General features: G+C 69.4%; 25 protein-coding genes. 20 read left to right on the forward strand and 5 right to left on the reverse strand.

Annotated elements, in window-relative coordinates; genetic code table 11:
• The first annotated feature begins 40 nt into the window (after positions 1-40).
• Genes dxr through ispG form a run of 3 tightly spaced genes read left to right on the forward strand, consistent with a single transcriptional unit; the run spans position 41 to position 3694 of the window.
• The gene (gene dxr, locus BLT25_RS20515) at positions 41-1150 is read left to right on the forward strand and encodes a 1-deoxy-D-xylulose-5-phosphate reductoisomerase (protein WP_256328701.1); all 1110 of its coding nucleotides are present in this window, start codon (positions 41-43) and stop codon (positions 1148-1150) included.
• Positions 1147-2505 (forward strand): M50 family metallopeptidase, encoded by a 1359-nt coding sequence (locus BLT25_RS20520; RefSeq protein ID WP_091049782.1) that lies wholly within the window; start codon positions 1147-1149, stop codon positions 2503-2505. Before dxr ends, BLT25_RS20520 begins: the two co-directional genes overlap by 4 nt.
• A 22-nt stretch (positions 2506-2527) precedes the next feature.
• On the forward strand, positions 2528-3694 hold the full coding sequence (gene ispG, locus BLT25_RS20525; RefSeq protein WP_091049785.1) for a flavodoxin-dependent (E)-4-hydroxy-3-methylbut-2-enyl-diphosphate synthase: 1167 nt from the start codon (positions 2528-2530) through the stop codon (positions 3692-3694).
• Positions 3695-3904: 210 nt separating this feature from the next.
• Here ispG and BLT25_RS20530 read toward each other — a convergent pair whose 3' ends face one another.
• The gene (locus BLT25_RS20530; protein WP_091049787.1) at positions 3905-4318 is read right to left on the reverse strand and encodes a hypothetical protein; all 414 of its coding nucleotides are present in this window, start codon (positions 4316-4318) and stop codon (positions 3905-3907) included.
• The gene (locus tag BLT25_RS29990) at positions 4315-4470 is read right to left on the reverse strand and encodes a hypothetical protein (protein WP_160024439.1); all 156 of its coding nucleotides are present in this window, start codon (positions 4468-4470) and stop codon (positions 4315-4317) included. Before BLT25_RS29990 ends, BLT25_RS20530 begins: the two co-directional genes overlap by 4 nt.
• A gap of 221 nt (positions 4471-4691) precedes the next feature.
• Here BLT25_RS29990 and BLT25_RS20535 point away from each other — a divergent pair, with 221 nt between their 5' ends.
• The 4 genes from BLT25_RS20535 to BLT25_RS20550 all read left to right on the forward strand — a co-directional run bounded on the left by BLT25_RS20535 (position 4692) and on the right by BLT25_RS20550 (position 9142).
• Entirely contained in the window at positions 4692-6701 is a 2010-nt protein-coding gene (locus BLT25_RS20535; protein ID WP_091049790.1) for a hypothetical protein, read from the forward strand.
• A complete protein-coding gene (locus BLT25_RS20540) occupies positions 6679-7449 on the forward strand; it encodes an SDR family NAD(P)-dependent oxidoreductase (protein ID WP_091049793.1) in 771 nt (256 codons plus the stop codon). The genes BLT25_RS20535 and BLT25_RS20540 overlap by 23 nt, the downstream gene beginning before the upstream one ends.
• Positions 7450-7566: 117 nt before the next feature.
• Entirely contained in the window at positions 7567-8229 is a 663-nt protein-coding gene (locus BLT25_RS20545; protein WP_091049795.1) for a hypothetical protein, read from the forward strand.
• Between the two features lie 67 nt (positions 8230-8296).
• The gene (locus tag BLT25_RS20550) at positions 8297-9142 is read left to right on the forward strand and encodes a GNAT family N-acetyltransferase (RefSeq protein ID WP_091049798.1); all 846 of its coding nucleotides are present in this window, start codon (positions 8297-8299) and stop codon (positions 9140-9142) included.
• Between the two features lie 4 nt (positions 9143-9146).
• Here the strand turns inward: BLT25_RS20550 and BLT25_RS20555 are convergent, their stop codons facing one another.
• Positions 9147-10157: a hypothetical protein gene (locus BLT25_RS20555; protein WP_143033806.1), complete on the reverse strand. Its 1011-nt coding sequence runs from the start codon at positions 10155-10157 to the stop codon at positions 9147-9149.
• 91 nt (positions 10158-10248) lie between these two features.
• Here BLT25_RS20555 and BLT25_RS20560 point away from each other — a divergent pair, with 91 nt between their 5' ends.
• From BLT25_RS20560 to BLT25_RS20575, 4 genes are read left to right on the forward strand one after another with little or no spacing between them, the layout of a single operon-like run.
• Entirely contained in the window at positions 10249-12018 is a 1770-nt protein-coding gene (locus BLT25_RS20560) for a proline--tRNA ligase (RefSeq protein WP_091049804.1), read from the forward strand.
• A gap of 20 nt (positions 12019-12038) precedes the next feature.
• Positions 12039-12533, forward strand: coding sequence for a GNAT family N-acetyltransferase (locus BLT25_RS20565; RefSeq protein WP_091049806.1), 495 nt, complete (start codon positions 12039-12041; stop codon positions 12531-12533).
• Positions 12534-12562: 29 nt separating this feature from the next.
• Positions 12563-14074 carry an acetyl-CoA hydrolase/transferase family protein gene (locus tag BLT25_RS20570; protein WP_091049809.1) on the forward strand — a complete coding sequence of 504 codons (1512 nt, stop codon included), beginning with the start codon at positions 12563-12565 and terminating at the stop codon, positions 14072-14074.
• A 25-nt stretch (positions 14075-14099) separates the two neighbouring features.
• Positions 14100-14804, forward strand: coding sequence for an HAD family hydrolase (locus BLT25_RS20575; protein ID WP_091050116.1), 705 nt, complete (start codon positions 14100-14102; stop codon positions 14802-14804).
• Between the two features lie 215 nt (positions 14805-15019).
• On the opposite strand, the gene BLT25_RS20580 is transcribed toward BLT25_RS20575, so the two are convergent.
• Complete coding sequence (locus BLT25_RS20580; RefSeq protein ID WP_091049811.1) at positions 15020-15451, reverse strand: DUF4439 domain-containing protein; 432 nt, start codon at positions 15449-15451, stop codon at positions 15020-15022.
• Complete coding sequence (locus BLT25_RS29525) at positions 15448-15885, reverse strand: hypothetical protein (RefSeq protein ID WP_143033807.1); 438 nt, start codon at positions 15883-15885, stop codon at positions 15448-15450. The genes BLT25_RS20580 and BLT25_RS29525 overlap by 4 nt, the downstream gene beginning before the upstream one ends.
• Positions 15886-16052: 167 nt before the next feature.
• Between BLT25_RS29525 and rimP the strand changes: the two genes are divergently transcribed.
• From rimP to BLT25_RS20630, 9 genes are all read left to right on the forward strand, one after another.
• The gene (rimP, locus tag BLT25_RS20590) at positions 16053-16535 is read left to right on the forward strand and encodes a ribosome maturation factor RimP (protein WP_371113347.1); all 483 of its coding nucleotides are present in this window, start codon (positions 16053-16055) and stop codon (positions 16533-16535) included.
• A 3-nt stretch (positions 16536-16538) separates the two neighbouring features.
• Complete coding sequence (nusA, locus tag BLT25_RS20595) at positions 16539-17516, forward strand: transcription termination factor NusA (protein WP_091049818.1); 978 nt, start codon at positions 16539-16541, stop codon at positions 17514-17516.
• A 2-nt stretch (positions 17517-17518) separates the two neighbouring features.
• Entirely contained in the window at positions 17519-18343 is an 825-nt protein-coding gene (locus BLT25_RS20600; RefSeq protein ID WP_091049821.1) for an alpha/beta fold hydrolase, read from the forward strand.
• A gap of 142 nt (positions 18344-18485) precedes the next feature.
• Complete coding sequence (locus BLT25_RS20605; RefSeq protein WP_256328712.1) at positions 18486-18785, forward strand: YlxR family protein; 300 nt, start codon at positions 18486-18488, stop codon at positions 18783-18785.
• A gap of 94 nt (positions 18786-18879) precedes the next feature.
• Positions 18880-21828, forward strand: coding sequence for a translation initiation factor IF-2 (gene infB, locus BLT25_RS20610; protein ID WP_091049825.1), 2949 nt, complete (start codon positions 18880-18882; stop codon positions 21826-21828).
• An 80-nt stretch (positions 21829-21908) separates the two neighbouring features.
• Positions 21909-22370, forward strand: a complete 462-nt coding sequence (gene rbfA, locus BLT25_RS20615) for a 30S ribosome-binding factor RbfA (RefSeq protein ID WP_218131427.1) — start codon at positions 21909-21911, stop codon at positions 22368-22370.
• Positions 22367-23239, forward strand: a complete 873-nt coding sequence (gene truB / locus BLT25_RS20620) for a tRNA pseudouridine(55) synthase TruB (RefSeq protein ID WP_091049826.1) — start codon at positions 22367-22369, stop codon at positions 23237-23239. Before rbfA ends, truB begins: the two co-directional genes overlap by 4 nt.
• Before the next feature lie 30 nt (positions 23240-23269).
• Complete coding sequence (locus BLT25_RS20625; RefSeq protein WP_091049829.1) at positions 23270-24298, forward strand: hypothetical protein; 1029 nt, start codon at positions 23270-23272, stop codon at positions 24296-24298.
• A gap of 38 nt (positions 24299-24336) precedes the next feature.
• Positions 24337-25269, forward strand: coding sequence for a bifunctional riboflavin kinase/FAD synthetase (locus BLT25_RS20630; protein ID WP_091050120.1), 933 nt, complete (start codon positions 24337-24339; stop codon positions 25267-25269).
• Positions 25270-25285: the final 16 nt, after the last annotated feature.

Raw genomic sequence — 25285 nt, forward strand, 5'->3', positions numbered from 1 at the left:
TATTTGGTGCCTTCTCAGCCTGTGCTGGGAGGATGGGCGGGTGAACGATCAGCGGCCACGCGACGTGGTGATCCTCGGCTCGACCGGGTCCATCGGCACCCAGGCCCTCGACCTGGTGCGGGCCAACCCGGACCGGTTCCGGGTGGTGGCGTTGACCGCGGGCGGGTCCAACAAGGAGCTGTTCGAGGCGCAGGTGGCCGAGTTCGCGCCCATGTTCTCCGGGCTGGGGGAGGAGGCCTCGGTCGAGGCCGCCGCTCAGCCCGCTGACGTGGTGCTCAACGGGATCACCGGCGCCGTCGGTCTCCGCCCGACGCTGGCCGCGCTCGAGGCGGGCAACACGCTCGCCCTGGCCAACAAGGAGTCGCTGATCATCGGGGGCCCGCTGGTCAAGCGGGTCGCGGGCGAGGGGCAGATCGTCCCGGTCGACTCCGAGCACTCCGCGATCGCGCAGTCGCTGCGCGCCGGCCGTGCCGAGGAGGTGCGCAAGCTCGTGCTGACCGCCTCCGGTGGCCCGTTCCGCGGCCGCTCCCGCGACGAGCTCGCCCAGGTCACCCCGGCGCAGGCACTCAAGCACCCCAACTTCGCGATGGGGCGGGTGATCACCACCAACTCGGCCACCCTGGTCAACAAGGGACTCGAGGTCATCGAGGCACACCTGCTCTTCGACGTACCGTTCGACCGGATCGAGGTCGTCGTCCACCCGCAGCAGTACATCCACTCGATGGTCGAGTTCACCGACGGCGCGGTGGTGGCCCAGCTCGGGCTGCCGACGATGCTGGTGCCGATCTCGATGGGGATGGCGTGGCCCGAGCGGGTGCCCGACGCCGAGACCCCGATCGACTGGACCAAGGCCGCCGACTGGCGCTTCGAGCCGCTCGACGACGTCGCCTTCCCCGCGGTCGCGCTCGCCCGCGAGGCCGGCACCCGTGCCGGCACTCACCCGGCCGTCTACAACGCGGCCAACGAGGTCTGCGTGGACGCCTTCCACGAGGGCCGGATCCCGTTCCCCGGCATCGTGGACACGATTGCTGAGGTGATGGCAGCCCACAGCGGCGTACGCTCTGAAAGCAGCCTCACCATCGAGGATGTGCTCGCCGCCGACGCCTGGGCGCGCGAGGAAGCCACTCGGATCCTGGAGACCCGCCCGTGAGTGTTCTGCTCTACACGCTGGCCGTGATCGGCTTCGTTCTCGCGATCCTGGTCTCGATCGGGCTCCACGAGCTCGGTCACATGATCCCGGCGAAGGCGTTCGGCGGGAAGGTGACCCAGTACTTCATCGGCTTCGGGCCGACGGTGTGGTCCAAGCAGATCGGCGAGACCGAGTACGGCCTCAAGGCGATCCCGCTCGGTGGCTACGTGAAGATCCTCGGGATGCTGCCGCCCGGTGCCGACCAGCTGGGTGAGCGCACCGAGGACGGTGCGCTCAAGGTACGCAAGTCCAACACCGGCATGTTCACCCAGCTGATCAGTGACGCCCGCTCGGCCGAGTGGGAGCTGATCCGTCCCGAGGACGAGCCGCGGCTGTTCTACAAGATGTCGTGGTGGAAGAAGGTCATCGTGATGGCCGGCGGGCCGACGGTGAACATCGCGATCGCGTTCTTCGTGCTGTGGGGCGTCTTCGGGACCTACGGCGTCCACGAGAACGTCGTCGACGAGGGGCATCCGGTCGTCTCGAGCCTGCAGGAGTGCCTGCTGACCTGGGAGGACCAGGGCCGCGAGTGCCGCGCGAGCGACAAGCCGACCCCGGCCGCCGACGCCGGCCTCAAGCCCGGTGACGAGCTGATCTCGTTCAACGGCACCGAGCTGACCTCCTGGGCGGTCGCCCAGGAGCTGATCCGCGACAACATGGACGGCGACGCCACCATCGTGATCGAGCGCGACGGCGAGCAGATGACGCTGCGCACCCAGACCGTCGTGCAGGAGCGGGTCAAGGACCTCGACGACACCAGTGCTGACCCGGAGACCGCGAAGGTCGGCTTCTTCGGGATGTCTCCCGAGTCGCACGTGGTGACCACCAAGGAGGGGCCGGTCTACGCGCTCCAGGAGATGGGTGCGATGGCCGAGAACGCCGTCCACTCGCTGCTGAGGTTGCCGGTCAAGGTCTGGCACGTCGCGCTCGCGATCGTCGGTGTCGAGGAGCGTTCGGCCGACAGTCCGGTCAGCATCGTCGGCGGCGGCCGCATCGCCGGCGAGATCGCCGCCCACGAGGGCCTCGACGTCGGCGAGAAGGTCGCCAGCTTCGCGTTCCTGGTCGGTGGCTTCAACCTGTTCATCGGCATCTTCAACTTCGTCCCGCTCCTGCCCCTCGACGGCGGTCACATCGCGACCGCGCTGTGGGAGGGCATCCGCCGCGCCTTCGCCAAGGTCTTCCGGCGGCCCGACCCGGGACATGCCGACCCGGCGAAGCTGTTGCCGGTGGCGTACGTCGTGGCCTCGGCGCTGCTCGTGATGGGTGTTGTCCTGATCGTCGCCGACCTCGTCGTCCCGCTTCATCTGCAAGCCTGACCCGCCCGTAAGATTGGTAGACATGACGTCGATCCCCACGCCGACAGACATCGGTATGCCGGAGGCTCCCGCCCCGGTGCTCGCCCCCCGCCGCAAGACCCGCCAGATCAAGGTCGGCTCGGTGGGCGTTGGCAGCGAGAGCCCCATCTCCGTGCAGTCGATGACGACGACGCTCACCTCCGACATCAACTCCACGCTGCAGCAGATCGCCGAGCTCACCGCGTCGGGCTGCGACATCGTCCGGGTGGCCTGCCCGAGCCAGGACGACGCCGACGCGCTGCCCGCGATCGCGCAGAAGTCGCAGATCCCGGTGATCGCCGACATCCACTTCCAGCCGAAGTACGTCTTCGCCGCCATCGAGGCCGGCTGCGCGGCGGTCCGGGTCAACCCCGGCAACATCCGCAAGTTCGACGACCAGGTCAAGGAGATCGCCGCCGCGGCCAAGGATCACGGCACCTCGATCCGGATCGGCGTCAACGCGGGCTCGCTCGACAAGCGCCTGCTGGAGAAGTACGGCAAGGCCACCCCCGAGGCGCTGGTCGAGTCGGCGATCTGGGAGGCCTCGCTCTTCGAGGAGCACGGCTTCAACGACTTCAAGATCTCGGTCAAGCACAACGACCCGGTCGTGATGGTGCGCGCCTACGAGCTGCTCGCCGAGGCCGGTGACTGGCCCCTCCACCTCGGCGTCACCGAGGCCGGCCCGGCCTTCCAGGGCACGATCAAGTCGGCGGTCGCCTTCGGCCACCTGCTCAGCCAGGGCATCGGCGACACCATCCGCGTCTCGCTCTCCGCGCCGCCGGTCGAGGAGGTCAAGGTCGGCATCCAGATCCTGGAGTCGCTCAACCTCAAGCCGCGCCGCCTCGAGATCGTCTCCTGCCCCTCCTGCGGTCGCGCCCAGGTCGACGTCTACACGCTCGCCGAGCAGGTCACCGCCGGCCTCGACGGCCTCGAGGTCCCGCTGCGCGTCGCGGTCATGGGCTGCGTCGTCAACGGCCCCGGCGAGGCCCGCGAGGCCGACCTCGGCGTCGCCTCCGGCAACGGCAAGGGCCAGATCTTCGTCAAGGGCGAGGTCATCAAGACCGTCCCCGAGGCCGCCATCGTCGAGACCCTGATCGAGGAGGCGATGAAGATCGCCGAGGGCATGGAGCCCGTCGAGGGCGCCGGCGCGCAGGTGTCGGTCAGCGGCTGATGTGTGGATGTTCACCGAGGTAACTCGGTGGACGGTCGCTTCCTTCGTGGAGTTCCACGAGGGCAGTGCGCACTCGCTGAGTTACCTCGGTGAACATATCGCACCGTCAGTCCGGCCACGTACGCAGGAAGCCCGGTCCGTCACACGGACCGGGCTTCCGTCTTCTGCTCCGAGACGTCCCCCTGCGTACGTCTCGAAGGTCTTGTGGTTTCACCAGTGCATCAGCCTGGAGACCAGGCCGAGGAACCCGAGGTGGAGTAGTGCTCCGAGGGGGTCGGTGGTGATCAGGTGGCCCCAGGCGAGGGCGGCCTGACCCATCTGGTTGCCGAGGGCCGTGGCGAAGCCGTCGAGTCCGCCGTGGGTCCACAGGTGGACGACGACGAACCGGAGGCCAGGGATGACCAGGAACAGGACGAGCGCGGCCTTGACCGGGAGGATCCAGGACAGCGAGCCGCTGCCGGTGGACCTCAGGTTGCCGGTGCGCACCCAGCGGGTGCCGCTGCTGCCGTTGAAGCGGACCTTGGTGCGGCCTGCGGCGGTGGCGACGACGACACCGCGCTTTCCGGAATGGATGCCGCCGCGGGCCCGGACGGTATCGCCGGGGCGCTGGAAGAAGCTGTTCATGACAGCACTCCTTCCGTGAGGACGACGGACACGGACGAGGTGCCGGCGGCTGCCTGGCACGTGGGCGGCTCGGCGCTGAGCAGCTGGTTGAAGCCGAACACGACAAGAAGCGTGACGGCGAAGGTGGCGATGCTGAACTTGTGGTTCCTCATGGTCATCATCTCCTTCAGCGGTGGGGCCCGGGAGAGGGGCCGGCGCTGTCCCTCTTGGGGACATCTCCACGGTGACGGAGCCCACAGATGTCCCACCAGAGGGCGGGTGGGAGTGGGGACGAAGTAAAGACAGTCCCAGGTGAGTTGGGACGTTTCTGGGACAGAATTGGGACGCCTGCGAGATACTCTCAAGCGCTTCCGCGACGACTCGGTGAGGGGATATGACCGACGAATCTCTCTCGCCAGAGGAGTTCAACGGCGAATTGCGCGCCTGGGTCCGCCAGGTGACCGGAAAAGCTGACGGTGGCGCCGGTGTGGCCATGGCCCGGAGCACCTTCTACCGGCGTACGTCCGGCTCGAAGCTGATGCCGCTCGACGAGCTCATCCGCGTGGTCGGCGGCGCGGTGCCCCGCACCCTGGACCCGGCCCATCGAGGCGAGTGGATCCGGAAGAACACCGGCATCTGGCAGGCGAAGTGGTGGAAGGCGTACGCCTGGCGTGGCGAGGACACCGCGGTGCCCGTGCCCGTGCTGGACCCTGCCACGACGGCGGCACCGGTGCCCGCCACCGGCTCCCGCCTGACCTTCCCGCGGGCTCGGGTGGCGGCGCTGGGCGGACTGACGACCGAGCAGCCCACGATCCCGCTCATCGAGGCGCTCGGCCGGTGGCTGGAGAACTCTGAGTCCAACCTCTTCTTCCTCACCGGTCCCTCGGGCTCGGGAAAGACGGTCGAGACCAGGGAGTGGACGGCCTCGAGGGAGCAGGTGCGCTACGTCAGCCTGCGCGACGGCGCGGTCGACTACATCGCCCTGGTCGACGAGGACCGCTCGCCGATCGTGATCGACGACTTCGACCTGATCTCCTCCAGCGCCGAGGAGCACGGCGTCACCCGGCCCGACCTGAGCGAGCTGCGCTCGGCCTTCGGGCGTGGCGGACGGTTCGTGGTGATCAGCAAGCGCAACCTGCAGACCGAGCGCGACGAGCTCGCCGAGCAGCTGCGCAGTCCGGCCCGGCTGGAGGACCTCGGGGTCGAGTCGGCGATGGTCGTACGGGTCGAGCCGATCTCCCCGGTCGAGGTGCGCGCTCTCGGCAAGGAGCGCGGCGGTGACGACCGGCTGCGCAACCTGGCCGCGGAGATGGAGCGTGGCGGTGGGTTCTTCCCCGCGACCCCGATGGTCCTCAAGCAGCTCTACGCCTCCCTCGAGGAGGGCGCCCCGGCTCCCCGGACCCAGTGGGACGGCTACACCGTCCATCTCAAGCACGTCTGCGGGCAGCCCTGGGACCGGAAGAGCTCACGCATCCCCAGCCGGGTGCGGTTCCAGACCTACCGCGACATCGCCTGGGACCTGTTCACCGGGATGGACGAGCCGACCTCGCAGGAGCAGGACCTGATCCCGGTCCCGCGCGTCTCGGAGTGGCTCTTCGCCAACCTGCAGCGCGACCTCGACATCACCCGGCAGCGTGACTTCCTGACGTACGAATGGATCGCGGATCTGCTCGACCACTCCGAGGTCTTCGGCGTGACCGGCCGGACCAAGGACTCGGCGGAGTCGGCGGAGTTCGCCCACGAGACCTTCTACCAGTACTTCGTCGCCGAGAGCATCCGTGACCGGCTGCGCGACGGGCACGGGATGGCGCTCGACGGCGCCCGCTTCGCCGACATGCACATGGGACCGTTGGTGATGACGTTCCTCAAGGCCGGGTTCCAGCCCGGTGACCTCGACGCGGTGGCCCGGCTGAGCGTACGCGAGAGCCTGTCCTGGATGGACCGGCTGATCTGCCTCTACCTGACCGAGGAGCGCGTGGACTACGGCGGTCTCCTCGACCAGGCGCCGGAGCGCTACTGGGACGAGCTGGAGTTCGTGCTGGAGGCGTTCCGGTCGCTGTTCCTGCGGAAGGCGGCGATGTTCCAGCTGATCCTGCGCGGCCGGGTGCCGGTCGACGGCTACCTGGAGATCCTGGACCGCGAGGAGGACCCGGGCGCGGTCGCCCGCGAGCGCGACGTGCTCGGCTGGGGCACCGACATCACCGACGCCCTGGTCCATCGCCTGCATCATCCGGTCCTCACCCCGGCGATTCCGATTACCGCGTACCGGCTCGGGCAAATGGGTGATATCACTTGCCTGAGCCATCTCGAGGGTCTCACTGATCTGCCGCCCGCCCATCAGGACGTGGTGAGGTCGGCGATCCACCGGATCAAGGAGCGCCATGAGCATCAGCACCCAGACTGAGCGATCGCCGACGCTCGTCCTCGGCGCGACCGGCGACCTCGGCAGCGCGGTCGCGCGCCGGCTGACCGCGGAGGGCACGCCGGTGATCCTGCACGCCTACAGCCGCACCACCGAGCTGGCCTACCTTGCCGACGAGACCGGTGCGGTCGCGCGGGTGGAGGGCGATCTGACCACCGACGACGGTGTGGATGCCCTGGCCGAGACGCTCGCCGGGTTCGAGAAGCTGTCGGGGCTCATCAACTGCTCGGGCATCAACCCCACTCCCGACACGGTCGCCGAGATCGACCGGTCCGAGTGGCAGCTCACCCTCGATCTCAACCTGACCTCGGTGTGGCGCACGGCCGCGCTCGCGCTGCCGAAGCTGCGAGCGGCCAGGTCCGGAGGGGTGGTTCTGGTCAGCTCCGTCTTCGGGATCCGTACGCCGTCACGACGGGCTGCCTACGGCGTGTCCAAGCATGCGCTGACCGGGCTCGCCCAGGCGATCGCGCAGGAGGAGGAGGGCATCGTCCGGGCCAACGTCGTCGCCCCCGGCCCGATGTGGAGCGAGTCCTCGCGACAGGTCTTCGTCAAGCACGCCCGCAAGGAGGGCGTGACCGTCGACCAGTACATCTCCTACCGGGCCGCGCGCATCCCCGGACACCGGTTCGTGACCGCCGACGCGGTCGCGAAGGTCTGCGTGTTCCTCGCCTCCGACGTCGCCGGTGCGATCAACGGCCAGTGCATCGTCGCTGACGGCGGCGAATACTGACGCGCGACCCGAAATAATCAATTAACGCGAGTTGCCGATGATGCGCGCTCGCTCTGCTTAGGCTTCGCCTAGCGCCTCCACACGTCTTCATTTTCCCTTCTCAGACTGGCGACAACAGTGACCAATTTCTGGCTTGCCATCGATCACGCGGACGACGCGCTGTTCCGCACCCCGGACTCGACCGACATCAGGTCCGGGATCCTCGATCTGGTGGCCACCACCCCTGGCTGGGGCATCGTCGTGCGTCCCACGCAGGGGCACGGCGACGTACGCCGCGAGCTCGCCTGCGCCGGGCTCCCGGACATCGACACCGTCGACGAGCTCGTCGTCCCGCAGCGGACGACCGACGCGGTGAAGATCGGGTTCGACGACCACCAGGTCGGCTGTGCCTCGATGGTGCTGGCCCTTCTGGAGCGCCTCCCCGGCTATGACCGGGTCTTCCTCGAGCCGTACTGCGCGACACCGGACTGCCTCGAGGATCTGGCCGCGCTCGCCGCGCGGTCGCGGTGCGGCGGCATCGTGCTCAAGCTCAAGGTCAACGACGAGGGCCTCGCGACCATCGCACGCGCCGAGATCGGCGGCGCTCCCTGGGTCGCGCGCTCCGACGGGATGGGCTGGGACGACTTCAGCCAGCGGCTCCCGCGGGTCCGGGCACTCGGCGCCCGCGGCGTGATGGTGGGCCGGGCGGTCTGGGGAGACACCGGCGAGGCCGGCCAGGACGTACGCCTGAAGACCATCCGCGAGCGAATGCACACGATCGAACGCACCTTTGCGATTTGACCAGCGCGTGATCCGGTCCGCGAGCCGCAGGGCGACGTACGACCGGATTGGCCCTAGGCTCGGTGACATGCTGACGACGCGCCAGGGGATCCGCCCGCTGCATGCGGGGGATCTCAGCGCGTTCCTCGACCTGACCGCGCAGGATCCGGTGGTCAACGTGTTCGCGGAGTACCGGGCGCGCACCACCAACCTCGAGCCGCGCTGGCTCGGCGGAGAGATCTGGGGCCGCTGGGACGGCGGCGACCTGGTCGCTGCCTGTCACGTCGGCGCCAACCTGGTCCCCATCCAGGCCACCGAGGAGGATGCGTACGCCTTCGGTGAGCGGGCCCGCAGCCGCATCCGCACCGTCTCCACGATCGTCGGGCGCCAGCCCGCGGTGCGGGCGCTGTGGGGATCGATCGGCGAGTCCTGGGGCACACCGCGCGACCAGCGCTGGGAGCAGCCCCATCTCGAGCAGCAGCTGCAGAGCATGGTCGATCCGGACCCGTTCGTGCGCCGCACCGTCCGCGCCGACATGGACGCCCTCTATCCGGCGTGTGTGGCGATGTACACCGAAGAGGTCGGGATCTCACCGGAGACCGGCGGCGGCCGCGACCTCTACCGGGCCCGGGTGCTCCAGCTGATCTCGCGCGGATGGTCCTTCGCCCGGATCGAGGACGGCGAGGTCGTCTTCAAGGCCGAGGTCGCCTGCGCGACCCCCGAGGCCGCCCAGATCCAGGGGGTCTGGGTGCCCGAGCACCGCCGCGGCGAGGGCCTCGCTGCCCGCGGGATGGCCGCGGTCTGCGACATCGTCCGCAGCGAGATCGCCCCACGCGTCTCCCTCTACGTCAACGAGTGGAACGCCCCCGCGCGTCGTGCCTACGAGCGGGCCGGCTTCCTCGAGACGGCCCGCTTCTCCACCATCATGTTCTGACGGCTCAGGAGTACGCCCGCCAGGCCCGTTCGCAGTCGGCGACCTCGCAGAGCACCAGCCAGCCGCCACTGCTGTTACCCGGGTAGGACCGCATCAGGACCCGGGTGTTGGTCTCCCAGGCGTACATCCACAGCCCGTTGGGGTTGCGGTAGGTGGTCAACAGAGTGCCGTGGAGACTCCGCCGACGGACGACGTCGGCGTGGTTCTGGTGCTCGATCGCGTTGGTCGCGAACCGGGCGCCGTCGGGCGAGAACGACGCGACCGCCTCCAAGCATCCACGCCAGAGCGTCGTCGCGGGTGCGGTGACGGTCGAGACCACCGAGCAGGCGTCAAGGTTCGACGGGTCCTTCGTGTACGTCGCCAGCCGGTTGGTGGCGAAGCTGCCTGCGTACGCCGCCCGGGAGGCGATCGTCTTGATCGTGCCTGTCTTCCAGTCCCAGGTCATCGTGCGCGGGGTGCTGTAGCCACCCACGAGCACGCGGGTGCCGCTCACATCGATCGGATCGGGCCTGGTGGACGCCTTGAAGGTGTGACGGGCCACGACCGCGCCGGTGGTGGCGCTGCGTACCTGGGCCTGGATGGCGCCGCTGGTCTGAGTGGCCGTCTTGAGCAGGTAGCGGCCGTCGGCCGAGAGCCTGGCCTTGTCGGCGTAGTACATGTCGGTGAGCGTCTTCTGCGGAACATCGAGCTGCACCCGGATGACCTTGTCGATGTTGCGGTTGGTGGCTCGCAGCACGAAGCCGCTGCCGGAGCGGCCCAGGAGGGTGAACTGGTCGTTCTCGTCGCCGACCAGGTCGACAGGCGTCTTCATGCCGTTCGTTGGGTCGACCACCGAGACCGACGCCTCCGTGGGCCGGTGCAGGTAGGGAACCGTCGGGCTCTCGCCGACGGGCAGGGGCAGGGGACGTACGTCGACGGTCGGAGCCGCCGCAGAAGCCGGTGACACGAGCGTCACCGGGAGCATGAGAGCAGCAAGGATGGCCGTGGCCAGTGCCGGGATTCGGATACCTCTCATGAAAGTAAAGATGCGTGGGGTGCCGACGGGGTTGCAACGCCAATTCCAACCGGTTCGCGGCAGCGGTCCTGCGAGCCGTACGCTTGCCCGCATGCCCGGAACCACAGCCCGTATGTCACAGCTCTTCGTGCGGACCCTGCGTGAGGATCCCGCCGACGCCGAGGTCGCGAGCCACAAGCTGCTCGTCCGCGCCGGCTACATCCGCCGCGCCGCTCCGGGTATCTACTCCTGGCTGCCGTTGGGCCTGCGCGTGCTCGGCAAGGTCGAGGGGATCATCCGCGAGGAGATGGCCGCGATCGGCGCCCAGGAGGTGCACTTCCCGGCGCTGCTGCCCCGCGAGCCCTACGAGGCGACCGGCCGCTGGACGGAGTACGGCGACGGCATCTTCCGGCTCAAGGACCGCAAGGAGGCCGACTACCTGCTCGGGCCCACGCACGAGGAGATGTTCACGCTCCTGGTCAAGGACCTCTACGGCTCCTACAAGGACCTGCCGCTGGCGATCTACCAGATCCAGACGAAGTACCGCGACGAGGCGCGTCCCCGCGCGGGGCTGCTGCGTGGCCGCGAGTTCATCATGAAGGACTCCTACTCCTTCGACTACACCGACGAGGGGCTGTCGGCGGCCTACGACGCCCACCGCGCGGCGTACGTCAAGGTCTTCGACCGCCTCGGGTTCGAGTACGTCATCGTCAAGGCCACCTCCGGCGCGATGGGCGGCTCGGCCTCCGAGGAGTTCCTGGCCGTCTCCGAGGCCGGCGAGGACACGTTCGTACGCTCGCCCGGCGGCTACGCCGCCAACGTCGAGGCGGTCACGACGCTGGCCCCCGAGGCGCTCTCCTACGAGGACGTTCCGGCGGCCCACGCCGAGGACACCCCGGCGACGCCGACGATCCAGACGCTGGTCGACCACCTCAACGAGGCGTTCCCCCGCGAGGACCGTGCCTGGGAGGCCGGTGACACGCTCAAGAACGTGCTGGTCACGCTGCGCCACCCCGACGGCACCGTCGAGCCGCTCGCCATCGGACTGCCCGGTGACCGCGACGTCGACATCAAGCGCCTCGAGGGCCAGCTGGAGCCGATCGAGGTCGAGCCCATGGACGACGTCGAGCTGAAGAAGCACCCCGAGCTGGTCAAGGGCTACATCGGTCCCGAGGTGCTGGGGGAGGAGTCGGCCTCCGGCATCCGCTACCTGGTCGACCCCCGCGTGGTCACCGGCACCCGTTGGGTCACCGGCGCCAACGTCGATGGCCAGCACGTCATCGATCTGGTCGCCGGCCGCGACTTCACCCCCGACGGCACCATCGAGGCCGCCGAGGTCCGCGAGGGCGACCCGGCTCCCGACGGCTCCGGCCCGCTGACGCTGGCCCGCGGCATCGAGATGGGCCACGTCTTCCAGCTCGGCCGCAAGTACGCCGACGCGCTGGGGCTGCAGGTGCTCGACGAGAACGGCAAGCTCGTCACCGTGACCATGGGCTCCTACGGCATCGGCGTCACCCGTGCCGTGGCCGCCGTCGCCGAGGGCACCCTCGACGACATCGGCCTCGCCTGGCCCCGCAACGTCGCTCCGTACGACATCCACCTGGTCGCGACCGGAAAGGACGCCGCCGTCTTCGAGGCCGCAGCGTCGCTCGCCGGTGAGCTCGAGGCCGCCGGCATCGACGTGCTCTACGACGACCGCCCCAAGGTCTCGCCGGGGGTGAAGTTCAAGGACGCCGAGCTGATCGGCGTCCCGACCATCGTCACCGTCGGCAAGGGCCTGGTCGAGGGCAAGGTCGAGGTCAAGGACCGCCGCAGCGGCGAGAAGACCGAGGTCGCCCTCGCCGACGCCGTCGCTCACCTGGTCGGCGTCGTACGCAGCTGACTGCATGAGCATCGTGTGACATGAGCAGCGAGCACCCCGACCTCACCTTCAGGCCCGCGACGGAGGACGACCACAGGCGGGTCCAAGCGCGACTCGCTGAGTGGTGGGACGACTGGGGCGACCCGCACGCGACGATGATGCGCACCCTGATGCTGACCCGGCTGTTCTTCCAGCACTTCAACGACACCTCGACGATCGTCGAGGACGAGGGCGGAGAGCTGCGGGGGTTCCTGATCGGGTTCATGTCCCAGGACGACCCGCGCGCGGCGTACATCCACTTCGTCGGGATCGATCCGGAGCGGCGGGGGACCGGAGTGGGCCGGGCGCTGTACGAGCGCTTCTTCGGGCAGGTGCGCGAGCGTGGGGGCGAGGTCGTGCGGGCGATCACCGGGCCGCAGAACGCGACGTCGATCCGGTTCCACCGCTCGATGGGGTTCTCCGTGTCCGAGCCGCAGCCCGACTATGACGGTCCGGGGTACGACCGCGTCTGCTTCGAGCGCGTAATCGGGGGTTGATCTCGTCGACGTAGGGCAAGATCGATCCCATGACGGGGGACAGGATTCTCGACCGTAAGCTCGGCTGGCGGGTGGTGAGCGCCGCGGAGGCGGCCGAGCAGATCAGGCCCGGGGAGACGGTCGGGTTCTCGGGGTTCACCGGGGCCGGTCACCCGAAGGCGGTGCCGGCGGCGCTGGCGGAGCGGATGCGGTCGGCTCACGAGCGGGGCGAGGAGTTCCGGATCCAGGCGTGGACCGGAGCCTCGACGGCGCCCGACCTCGATGGGGTGCTGGCAGGTGCCCACGGCGTCTCCAAGCGGCTGCCCTACAACGGTGACCCGCTGCTGCGGCAGCAGATCAACTCCGGTGAGGTCGAGTACGTCGACGTACATCTGTCACACGTCGCCCAGCACAGCTGGTTCGGTTTCTACGGCGACCTCGACGTCGCCGTGGTCGAGGTCGCCGCGATCCTGCCCAACGGCCTGCTCGTCCCCACGAGCAGCGTCGGCAACAACAAGACCTGGCTGGAGAACGCGGACAAGGTGATCCTCGAGGTCAACCACTGGCAGCCGCGCGGGTTCGAGGGCTTCCACGACATCTACTACGGCACCCGGCTGCCGCCGCAGCGGGCGCCGATCCAGCTGACCACGCCGATGCAGCGGATCGGCGATCCGTACCTCCGGGTCGATCCCGACAAGGTCGTCGCCGTCGTCGAGACCGACCAGCCCGACCGCAACTCGCCCCTGCGCCCGATCGACGACGACAGCCGCGCGATGGCGGACCTTCTCGTGGACTTCCTCCGCCACGAGGTACGCAACGACCGGCTGCACTCGAGCCTGCTCCCGCTCCAGGCCGGCGTCGGCAACGTCGCCAACGCGGTCCTCGCCGGCCTCCAGGACGCTGAGTTCGAGCACCTGACCGCCTACACCGAGACGATCCAGGACGGCCTCCTCGACCTGCTCGACTCGGGCAAGCTGATCGGCGTCTCGTCGACCTCCTTCGGGCTCTCCGAGGAGGGCGCGCAGCGGTTCAACGACGACATCCACCACTACAAGGGCCGGATCCTGCTGCGGCCGCAGGAGATCTCCAACCATCCCGAGGTCGTCCGGCGGCTCGGCCTGATCGCGATCAACGGGATGGTCGAGGCCGACATCTACGGCAACGTGAACTCCACCCACGTCGCCGGCTCCTCGATCGTCAACGGCATCGGCGGCTCGGGTGACTTCGCCCGCAACGCCTACCTCAACTTCTTCGTGTCCGCCTCGACCGCGAAGGGCGGTGCGATCTCGAGCATCGTGCCGTTCGTGAGCCATGTCGACCACACCGAGCACGACGTGCAGGTCGTGATCACCGAGCAGGGTCTGGCGGACCTGCGCGGTATCTCGCCGCGGGCGCGGGCCCGGAAGATCATCGACAACTGTGCTCATCCCGACTACCGCGACCGGCTCGCCGACTACTTCGAGCGGGCACAGCGGGAGCGTCCCGGTGCGATGCACACACCGCACCTGCTCGGAGAGGCTCTCTCCTGGCACCGCTCCTATGTGGAGACCGGACACATGTGAGTCGGGCGTCGGTAGGGTCGTGGCCATGGCGATCGACGCGGTGATCTTCGACTGGGGCGGCACGCTGACGAAGTGGCACGACATCGACTTCCACGCGGAGTCGCTGGCGCTCGCCCAGGCGGTGAGCGGCGCCTGTGACGACGACCACCCGGTCAATGCGACCAGGCTGCACCAGGCCGGAGAGACGATCTGGGCCCGCAGCCGCGACTCCCAGCAGAGCTCGGTGATCGGCGACCTCTTCGACGAGGCCGGGCTCGAGCACGATCCCGAGCTGCTCGACGCCTACTACGAGTTCTGGGAGCCGCACACCCTGACCGACCCCGAGGTCGGGCCGCTGTGGGAGGCGCTCCGCGCCGACGGCGTACGTGTCGGGGTGCTGTCCAACACGATCTGGCCGCGCGCGTGGCACCGCGGGTTCTTCGAGCGCGACGGCGTGCTCGACCTGCTCGACGGTGACGTCTACACCTCCGAGGTGCCCTGGACGAAGCCCGCCGAGGAGGCGTTCCACGCGGCGATGGCCGCGGTGAAGGTCTCGGATCCGTCTCGATGCGTCTACGTGGGCGACAGGCTCTTCGACGATGTGTACGGTGCTCAGAAGGCCGGTCTGCGGGCGATCCACATCCCGCACAGCAACATCCCGAGCAGCCAGCTGGGCCACAGCGAGGGCTCTCCGGACGCGGTCGCACAACGGTTGAGCGACATACACCAGGTGGTTCGCTCCTGGGAATGACGCCGGGAAAAGTTGCAAGTTCTTGCAATGCGATTTTACGGGTCTGGGCCAGTCTGAGCGGGGATTGCATACTTCTGCAAGAGAGGTACCGCCCCCAGGCGGCTCTCAGGCCTCGTGTCCAGGCCAAAACCTGGCCCGCGAGCCGCCCGGTCTCGGGAGACATCTCGGGAGTCTCCCGCGCCGGACGGTTCGCGGGCCATCTCGGCTTTTGGGCCTCAGGTCCCGGGGAACGCCCGCGGCTTCGCGCCCAGGTCGAGCTGCCGCGCGGCCGCCCGGCAGAGCAGACCGATGAGCAGCGTCCGGTCGGACCCGGTCGCCTTCGGGGCCAGCGAGAGATAGGTCGCGGTGGTGTCCTGCTCCAGCCGCAGCGCCGCGGCGCTGATGCCGGCCTCCGACCCGATCCGGCCGGGCAGGTCGTAGACGGCGGAGGGCGCGACCGGCTCGATCCCGGCGGCCACCACGTGCGCGGCCAGCGCCTCCCGGGCTTTCACGTGGTCGTCGTAGGCATCGGTGAGCGCCCGCGCCAGGGCCGGGGAGGACGTCGCCGAGGTGCGCCCGCCCAGGGCGCCCAGGACGTAGATCGCGGAGTGCTCGACCGCGAGCGCCGCCTGGACCGCCTCGGTCGAGGCAGAAGTGGCCGTGGTCATGCCAACCCCCGTCCGTGCAGGAGCTGCTGCTGGCCGGCGGCGGCCGAGGCGAGCAGCGTGATCAGCTGCGGGTCCGCCGCACGCCCGGCCGCGGCGGTGAGCGTGGCGACCAGGGCGAGCTGGCGCTCCTGCCAGCGTCCGGTGGCCGACGCCGCGCTCACGCCCTTGGTCGGCGCCAGTGCCTCGATGTGCACGCGATGGAGCTGCACGAACGCGGACGGGGCGCCCTTGTCGGCGCCGAGGATCTCCGCGACCGTGGCGTCGATCACACTCTGGTCGGGGTTGGCGGGGGCCGGGGGAGTGCTGGGTGGAGGTGCTTTGACAGGATCCAGCATCTCCGAGGCCGAACACGCCGAGGCGGCCAGCGGGGCAACCACGGCGACACCCACAGCGGTGCGCCGCGAGAGCATGCGAAGGGTACGTGCGCTGGCCACGTGAGAAACCCTAACGACACCCGGCGGGCGTCGCGTCAGCGGCTTTCCAACACCGCCGCGCGCTGTTCGAGACACCCGAGGCGTACAGGTATGGTGTCACCAGAAGTACCGCGTGCTCGAAGGCGCATACAACAGGACCGGACAACAGGATGCAGGGGGAGATCGCGTTGAGTGCTGAGCGGAAGGACGCGATCGCGAGTGCCATCGAAAAGGCCCTCGCCGACCCGCTTCTGGCCCTGGGCTTCGACATCGAGGCCGTGGAGATCACGCCGGCCGGCAAGCGCCGGATCCTGCGCGTCGCCGTCGACAAGGACGGCGGGATCACCCATGAGGAGGTCACCGAGGCAACCCGTGAGGTCAACCGGGTCCTCGACGAGTCCGACGTGATGGGCGAGCAGCCCTACACGCTCGAGGTGACCTCGCCCGGTGTCGACCGGCCGCTGACCCTGCCGCGCCACTGGCGCCGCAACAAGGGTCGCCTGGTCAAGGTGACCACGACCGACGGCTCCGCGTTCACCGGACGGGTCAAGGAGTCCGACGACGAGCGGGCGAGCCTCGAGGTCAGCGGCAAGCGTCGCGAGGTGGCGTACGCGGACGTGAAGAAGGCGCTTGTGCAGATCGAGTTCAAGCGGATCGACGAGGGGGAGTAGGCCATGGACATCGATATGAGCATCCTGCGGATGCTGGAGCGGGAGCGGGAGATCTCGCTCGATGTGCTCGTCGAGGCGATCGAGCAGGGGCTGCTGACCGCCTACCACAAGACCGCGGGCGCCCACACGAAGGCGCGGGTCGACCTGGACCGCAAGACCGGGCACGTACGCGTGCTGGCCGCCGAGGTCGACGACGAGGGCAACGTCGTGGGGGAGTACGACGACACGCCCGAGGGCTTCGGTCGGATCGCCGCCACCACCGCCAAGCAGATCGTGCTGCAGCGGCTGCGCGACGCCGAGGACGACGTGAAGTTCGGTGAGTTCTCCGGCAAGGAGGGCGACATCCTCTCCGGCGTCATCCAGCAGGGCCGCAACCCCGACGACGTGCTCGTCGACCTGGGCCGGCTCGAGGGCGTCATCCCGCTCTCCGAGCGCGTGCCGGGCGAGGACTACAGCCACGGCACCCGGATCAAGGCGCTCGTGGTCAGCGTGCGCAAGGGCATGCGCGGCCCGCAGATCACGCTCTCGCGCTCCCACCCCAACCTGGTCAAGAAGCTCTTCTCCTTCGAGGTGCCCGAGATCGCCGACGGCACCGTCGAGATCTCCGCGATCGCCCGCGAGGCCGGCCACCGCACCAAGATCGCGGTCAAGTCGACCGTCCCCGGTGTCAACGCCAAGGGTGCCTGCATCGGCCCGATGGGCCAGCGGGTCCGCCAGGTCATGTCCGAGCTGCAGGGCGAGAAGATCGACATCGTCGACTGGTCCGAGGACCCGAAGGTGCTCGTCGCCTCCGCGCTCTCGCCGGCCCGGGTCTCCTCGGTGCAGATCATCGACGAGGCGACCAAGTCGGCCCGTGTCGTGGTGCCCGACTACCAGCTCTCCCTGGCCATCGGCAAGGAGGGGCAGAACGCCCGCCTGGCCGCTCGCCTGACCGGCTGGCGCATCGACATCCGCTCCGACGAGGAGACCCCGGTCGCCTGATCGTGCGTGAGATCGCTCTGACCGACCCCGAGGGCGTCCTGCTGGAGCCCGAGGGGGCCAGCACCGGCGTACTCGTGCTCTCGGGGTCCTCGGGACGGATCGAGACCGACCGCTGCCGGATGCTCGCCTCGCACGGGGTGGCTGCGGCGTCGATCCGCTACTTCGGTGGTCCCGGGCAGCCGGACGAGGCCCGGCTGATCCCGCTGGAGACGTTCGACGAGGTTCTCGCCGACCTCCACTCCCGCTACCAGCGCCTGGTGGTGCTCGGTACGTCCTGGGGCGCCCAGGCCGCGCTCCTGCTCGGCACCCTGCACCCCGAGATCGACGCGGTGGTCGCGATCTCCCCGACGTACGTCTCCTGGGCGGGCCTGAGCCAGGAGCGCCCGCAGCGGTCCTCGTGGACGCTGCGCGGTGAGCAGGTCCCGTTCGTCCCGTTCGACGACGAGGCGATCGAGGATGCGGTGGAGGAGTCCCACGGGGAGCTCCCGTCGTTCTGCGAGGCCTACCTCTCGGCCCTGGAGAAGTACGCCGACCGGGTGCCCGCCGCGACCGTCCCGGTCGAGCGCATCGCGGGTGACGTCGTTCTGGTCGCCGGGGGAGACGACGCGCTGTGGCCCTCGGTCCTCTCCGCCGAGGCGGTCCGGAGGCGGCGTACCGCCCACGACCTGGAGACGATCGTGGTCACCCATCCCGATGCCGGCCATCGGGTCGTGCTGCCCGGCGAGCCGGTGCTCCCGCTCAGCCCGCGGCTCGCGTGGGGTGGTTCGGAGGCGGCCGACCGCGAGCTCGGCCTGCGGGCGTGGCCGGAGATCGCGGCCCTCTTGTGATCGCCGCCATCTGCTGAGGACGGGTCACGGAATAAGAACGACCGGTGCCCCGGTTTCGTCTACCCAACCCCGGAAGCGGTAGTGTTAAGGATCGGTGGCACGCCTCGAAGAAACTACGCAGAACGGACCCGTCCGTACGTGCGTGGGTTGCCGGAAGCGGGCCGCCAAGCGCGAGTTGTTGCGGGTGACCGCCGGCTCGGACCGCAACGGCCAGCCGGCCGTGGTGCCCGATCCGACTGCCACCGCACCCGGGCGAGGGGCGCATGTGCACCCCACGCGTGAGTGTTACGAACTCGCGGTGCGCCGGAAGGCGTTCACCAGGGCCCTACGGGCCGACGGTGGGCTTTCCAGCGCGCCGGTGGATGACTACCTCGACCCGCGCCAAACACCCACGACCGTCGCCGACGGTCAACCGACCAGGAACTGGAGCAAAAGCTCATGAGCACTCGATGAGTACTTCGCGATGAGCGTGTTCTACAACCACTAACGGTCACAGGTTTCACCCAGGATTTGGGTCTGTGGCCAGAAGGAGAATTGTGGCTAAGACCCGAGTCCACGAGCTCGCCAAAGAGTTCGGGGTCGAGAGCAAGTTTGTTCTCGAGAAGTTCAAGGAGATGGGTGAGTTCGTCAAGTCGGCGAGCTCGACCGTCGAGCTGCCTGCGGAGATGCGTTTCCGCAAGGAGATCGGCCCCGGCCTGAAGGCCGGCGGCAATGGTGGTTCCTCGTCCACGGACGAGAAGGCCGCCCCCAAGCCCGGCCCCAAGCCTGGCCCCAGGTCGGCAGAGCCGAGGCCCGCAGCCCCCAAGAAGGCTGCGGACGCGGCGCCCGAGAAGCCTGCTGAGGCGCCGGCGGCGTCCAAGCCGGCTGCGCCCAAGCCCGGCCCGAAGCCCCCGGCCAAGAAGGCCGAGGCTCCGCCGGTCGCCCCCGCGGCGTCCGCCGCGCCGGCCGCTCCCAAGCCCAGCCCGAACGCGGCGCCGTCCGGCGACCGGCGTTCGGCCGCTCCCAAGCCGGGTGCTCCCCGGCCTGGTGCCCCCAAGCCCGGCGCTCGTCCGCAGACCCCCGCGGCTCGCGGTGGCGCGGGTGGTGCCGGCGGCGCCGGTGCCGGTCGTCCCGGACCGCGTCCGGTCGGCAAGCCCGGCGCTCCGCGCCCGGGCAACAACCCGTTCTCCTCCAACCAGGGCATGGGGCGTCCGCGTCCCGGCGGCCAGGGTGGAGGCCAGGGTCAAGGCGGCCAGGGCGGTGCCCCGGCCGGCGGCGACCAGCGTCCGCCGCGTCCTGCTGCTGCCCGTGAGGGTGGCCAGGCCGGTGGCCGTCCCGGCATGCCGCGTCCCAACCCGGCGATGATGCCGAAGTCCCCGGCCGCGTTCGGTGCCCGTCCTGGTGGCGGTCCCGGCGGTCGTGCCGGTGCCCCGGGTCGTCCCGGTGGCGGCGGCGGTCGTCCGGGCGCCGGTGGGCGTCCCGGTGGCGGCGGCGGTGCCGGTCGTCCTGGTGGCGGCGGCTTCGGCGGCGGTCCCGGTGGCGGTCGTCCCGGTGCCGGTCGTCCCGGTGGTCGCGGAACGACCCAGGGTGCCTTCGGTCGCCCGGGTGGTCCCTCGCGCCGTGGCCGGAAGTCGAAGCGGGCGCGTCGCCAGGAGTTCGAGGCCATGGAGGCCCCGACCATCGGTGGCATCCGCGTACGCAAGGGCAACGGCGAGACCGTTCGCCTGGCTCGCGGCGCGAGCCTGACCGACTTCGCCGAGAAGATCAACGTCGACCCGGCTCAGCTGGTGCAGATGCTGTTCGGCCTCGGTGAGATGGTCACCGCGACCGAGTCGGTCAACGACGAGACCCTCGAGCTGCTCGGTGAGGAGCTCAACTACATCGTCCAGGTCGTCTCCCCCGAGGACGAGGACCGCGAGCTGCTGGAGTCCTTCGACATCGAGCTCGGCGACGAGGGCGACGAGTCCGACTGGACGGTCCGACCGCCGGTCGTCACCGTCATGGGTCACGTCGACCACGGTAAGACCAAGCTGCTCGACGCCATCCGCGACGCCAACGTCATCGAGGGCGAGGCCGGTGGCATCACCCAGCACATCGGTGCCTACCAGGTCTCGACCGAGGTCGACGGCAACGAGCGCAAGATCACCTTCATCGACACCCCGGGTCACGAGGCGTTCACCGCCATGCGTGCCCGTGGTTCGCAGTCCTCGGACCTCGCGATCCTCGTGGTCGCGGCCGACGACGGTGTGATGCCGCAGACCATCGAGGCGCTCAACCACGCCAAGGCGGCCGGTGTCCCGATCGTGGTCGCGATCAACAAGATCGACAAGCCGGAGGCGGACCCGACCAAGGTCCGTGGCCAGCTGACCGAGTACGGCCTCATCCCCGAGGAGTACGGCGGCGACACGATGTTCGTCGAGATCTCGGCGAAGTCGCGGATCAACATCGATGGCCTTCTCGAGGCCGTCGTGCTCACCGCCGACGCCTCGCTCGACCTGCAGGCCAACGCCAGCCAGGACGCGCAGGGCATCGTGATCGAGGCTCACCTCGACCGCGGTCGAGGCCCCGTCGCGACCATCCTGGTCCAGCGCGGCACGCTGCGCGTGGGTGAGTCCATCGTCGCCGGCCCGGCCCACGGCCGTGTCCGCGCGATGATCGACGAGTACGGCCACGAGATCACCGAGGCGACCCCGTCGCGTCCGGCGATGGTCCTGGGTCTCTCGGCGGTGCCGGGTGCCGGTCAGAGCTTCCTGGTCGTCGAGGACGACCGGATGGCTCGCCAGATCGCCGAGAAGCGCGAGGCACGCGAGCGTGCCGCGCAGCAGGCCAAGCGCCGCGTACGCCGCACGCTGGAGGACTTCATGGCCTCCATGGAGAAGGGCGAGAGCCAGGAGCTCAACCTCATCCTCAAGGGCGACGTGTCCGGTTCGGTCGAGGCGCTCGAGGACGCACTGGCCAAGATCGACGTGGGTGGCGACGAGGTCTCCATCCGGGTCATCGACCGCGGTGTCGGTGCGATCACCGAGACCAACGTCGACCTGGCTGCTGCCTCCGACGCGATCATCATCGGCTTCAACGTCCGCCCGCAGGGCAAGGCGACGGAGCTGGCCGACCGCGAGGGTGTCGAGATCCGCTACTACTCGGTCATCTACCAGGCGATCGAGGAGATCGAGGCGGCCCTCAAGGGCATGCTCAAGCCGGAGTACGAGGAGAAGGTCCTCGGCAAGGCGGAGATCCGTGCGATCTTCCGCTCGTCGAAGGCCGGAAACATCGCCGGTTGTATGGTCACCGAGGGCCTCATCCGCCGCAACGCCAAGGTTCGCGTCCTGCGCGACGGCGCCGTGGTGGCCGACAACCTCGACCTGGCCTCGCTGCGCCGCGAGAAGGACGACGCCTCCGAGGTCCGCGAGGGCTTCGAGTGCGGTCTGGTCCTGAAGAACTTCCAGGACATCAAGGAAGGCGACTTCGTCGAAGCCTTCGAGATGGTGGAGATTCCCCGAGGCTGATCAAGCAAGCCTCTGACGTTGGCCGGGTCGCAGTCGCGGCCCGGCCAACGTCTCGATTTACTTCGATTATTTGAGAGAGTGTGAACATGAGTAGCCCACGGGTTCGCCGCATCGCTGACCGGATCAAGGTGATCGTCGCCCAGATGCTGGAGAGGCGGATCAAGGATCCGCGGATCGGGTTCGTCACCGTCACCGACGTACGCGTGACCGGCGACAGCCAGCAGGCGACGATCTTCTACACGGTGCTGGGCGCCGACTCGGAGGCCGAGCTGGCCGGCACGGCGGCCGCGCTGGAGTCGGCCAAGGGGCTGATCCGCTCCGAGGTCGCCAAGCAGCTCGGCACCCGCACCGCGCCGACGCTGGAGTTCATCCACGACGCGCTGCCGGAGACCGCCCGCCACCTCGACGACGTGCTCGCGCGCGCCAAGGCACAGGACGACGCGGTCGCCGCTTCACGCGGGGAGACCTACGCCGGCGAGGCCGACCCCTACAAGAAGCCTCGCGAGATCGAGGACGAGTGGGACGAGGACGACGAGGAGTGAGCGCACTGTCTGGGCTCGTCATCGTCGACAAGCCTGACGGGGTCACCTCCCACGACGTCGTCGCGCGCGTTCGGCGCCTGGCCGGCACCCGCAAGGTCGGGCATGCCGGCACCCTGGATCCGATGGCCACCGGCGTACTCGTGCTGGGGGTGGAGCGCGCCACCCGGCTCCTGGGCCACCTGATGCTGACCGAGAAGGCCTATTCGGCGACGGTGCGGCTGGGGGTCTCGACGACCACTGACGACGCCGAGGGCGATGTCGTGGAGACCCGCTCGGCCGCGGGCATCGAGGAGGAGCGCGTACGCAGCGCCTTCGCCACCCAGGTCGGCGACATCCTCCAGGTTCCGACCGCGGTCTCGGCGATCAAGGTCGACGGGAAGCGTGCCTACCAGCGCGTACGCGACGGGGAGCAGGTCGAGCTGAAGGCGCGGCCGGTCACGGTGCACGAGCTCACCGTCGGCGAGCTCCGGCGCGAGGCAGACGTGGTCGATGTCGACATCTTCGTCCGTTGCTCCTCGGGCACCTACATCCGAGCGATCGCCCGCGACGTCGGTGCGGCGCTCGGGGTCGGTGGCCACCTGACGATGCTGCGCCGCACGGCGGTCGGGCCTTACGACCTCGACGTCGCCAGGACCCTCGACCAGCTCGGCGACGACTTCGCGGTGCTGCCGCTGGCCGACGCGGCCCGCGCCGCCTTCACCTTCTACGACCTCTCCGAGGAGCAGGCGAGCGATGTCCGCTTCGGGCGCAAGCTGAAGATCGACGTCGACGGACTCACTGCCGTCTTCGCGCCCGACGGTGAGTTCCTGGCACTCTACGAGCCGGTCGCTCCGGGGATCGCCAAGGCGAGCGCCGTCTTCGTGGGATGAACGGGTAAAGCCTGCGAGGATGACCCTCTTGTGAAGCAGAACGGATCGGCCGAGACTCTACGGCTCACTGACTCCTGGTTCCGGCACCACGGGCTCACCTACTTCGTCCCGGAGGAGCGCGTCGCGGTGCGAGCGGCGATGCGGCCGCGGCGCATGGTCCGGGTCGGCCTGGTGGTCGTGATCGTCGCGGTGGCGGCAGGGGTGGCATTGGCCTGGGTGACCGGCGACGTCGGGACCGGGCCGGCGCTGCTGCTGACCCTGGGCGGCGCCGCTGCCGGGTGGTACGCGCTGACCGCGATGCGGTTCCGGCCGATCCTGGTGTGGGCAATGGGGCGTACGTTCGGATCGTTGCACCGGCTGCTGCCGATGGCCCTGCGCGCGCTGCCGCTGCTGCTGCTCTTCATGACCTTCCTCTTCATCAACGCCGAGGTCTGGGAGATGTCGGCCAACCTTCACCCGGGTGCGTTGTGGCTGGTCACGCTGCTGTTCGGTGGGTCGGCGGTGGCGTTCCTCCTGGTCCGCCTGCCCGAGGAGGTCGACCGGATCGACGATGACGTGGATGCCGCGTTCCTCCTCCGCACCTGCGCGCGTACGCCGCTGGAGACCGCGTGCGCGGAGCTCGTCGCGGAAGCCCGCGACGATGGGAGCACCGACCCGGCGGAGTATGCCCAGGTGACCGGCTTCGAGCGCTGGAACCTGGTGCTTGCCCTGCTCGTCATCCAGGCGACGCAGGTCGTGCTGATCGCGCTTGCGGTCTTCGCGTTCTTCCTGGTCTTCGGGGCGATCGTGATGACCGACGGCGTCCAGCTGGGCTGGACCGGGCAGCAGTCGCTGCACAACCTGTCCTGGCTGCCCAACGTGTCGGCCGAGCTGGTCAAGGTCGCCCTGTTCCTCTCCGCCTTCTCCGCGCTCTACGTCACGGTCTCGACGGTCACCGACGAGACCTACCGTAAGCAGTTCTTCGGCACGGTGCTGCGCGAGATCGAACGGGCGGTCGGGATGCGCGCGGTCTACCTCGCCCTCCGTGCCCGAGAGTCGGCCCAGGTCCGATCCCAGTGAGCAACCACGGATATTCTGTCCGGGTGTTGTGGCGAAGTCTGACTGAGGTGCCATCCGGTCTGGGCCGTACGGCCGTCGTGATCGGCAACTTCGACGGTGTCCATCTCGGGCACCAGCATGTGCTGCGCCGAGGGCGCGAGGTGGCGGACGCCAAGGACCTCACCCTGGTGGCGGTCACCTTCGACCCCCACCCGATGGCGGTGCTGCGGCCCGAGCACGCCCCCGGTGTGCTCACCACGATGGAGGAGCGCGCCGAGCTGCTGCTCGGGGCCGGCGCCGACGCCGTGCTCGCGCTGCCGTTCGACATGGAGATGGCCAACTGGTCACCCGACGACTTCGCCCGGCGGGTGCTCGTCGACGCGCTGCACGCCGAGGCGTGCGTGGTCGGCGCCAACTTCCGCTACGGCTGCAAGGCCGCCGGCGACGTGGCCGACCTGGTCGCCTACGGCAAGATCCACGACTTCTCCGCCGAGGGGATCCCGCTCGACGGCGGACCCCAGGTGTGGTCCTCGACCTACATCCGTACGTGTCTGGCGACCGGTGACGTCACCGGAGCCGCTGAGGCCCTGGGCCGTCCCTACTCGGTGCGTGGCGTCGTCGTGAAGGGCGACCAGCGTGGCCGCGAGCTCGGCTTCCCGACGGCCAACGTGCCCACCGACTCGCTGACCGCGGTGCCGCCCGACGGCATCTACGCGGGCTGGCTGACCCGGCGCGACACCGGCGAGCGGTTCCCCGCCGCCATCTCGGTCGGCACCAACCCCACCTTCGAGGGCGTGGTCGGTCGCCGCGTCGAGTCCTACGTGCTCGACCGCGACGACCTCGAGCTCTACGGCGTCGAGGTCGAGGTCGCCTTCGTGGAGCGGCTGCGCGGCATGGTCGCCTTCGAAGGGATCGACGCACTCGTCGAGCAGATGCGCGCCGACGTGGTGCGGGCACGCGCCATCCTCCAACAAGGTCTTACCGAGCCGTAGACCCCGCGGCCTGTTC

The organism is Nocardioides sp. YR527 (genome assembly GCF_900101045.1).
In the GTDB taxonomy this organism is placed as follows: domain Bacteria; phylum Actinomycetota; class Actinomycetes; order Propionibacteriales; family Nocardioidaceae; genus Nocardioides.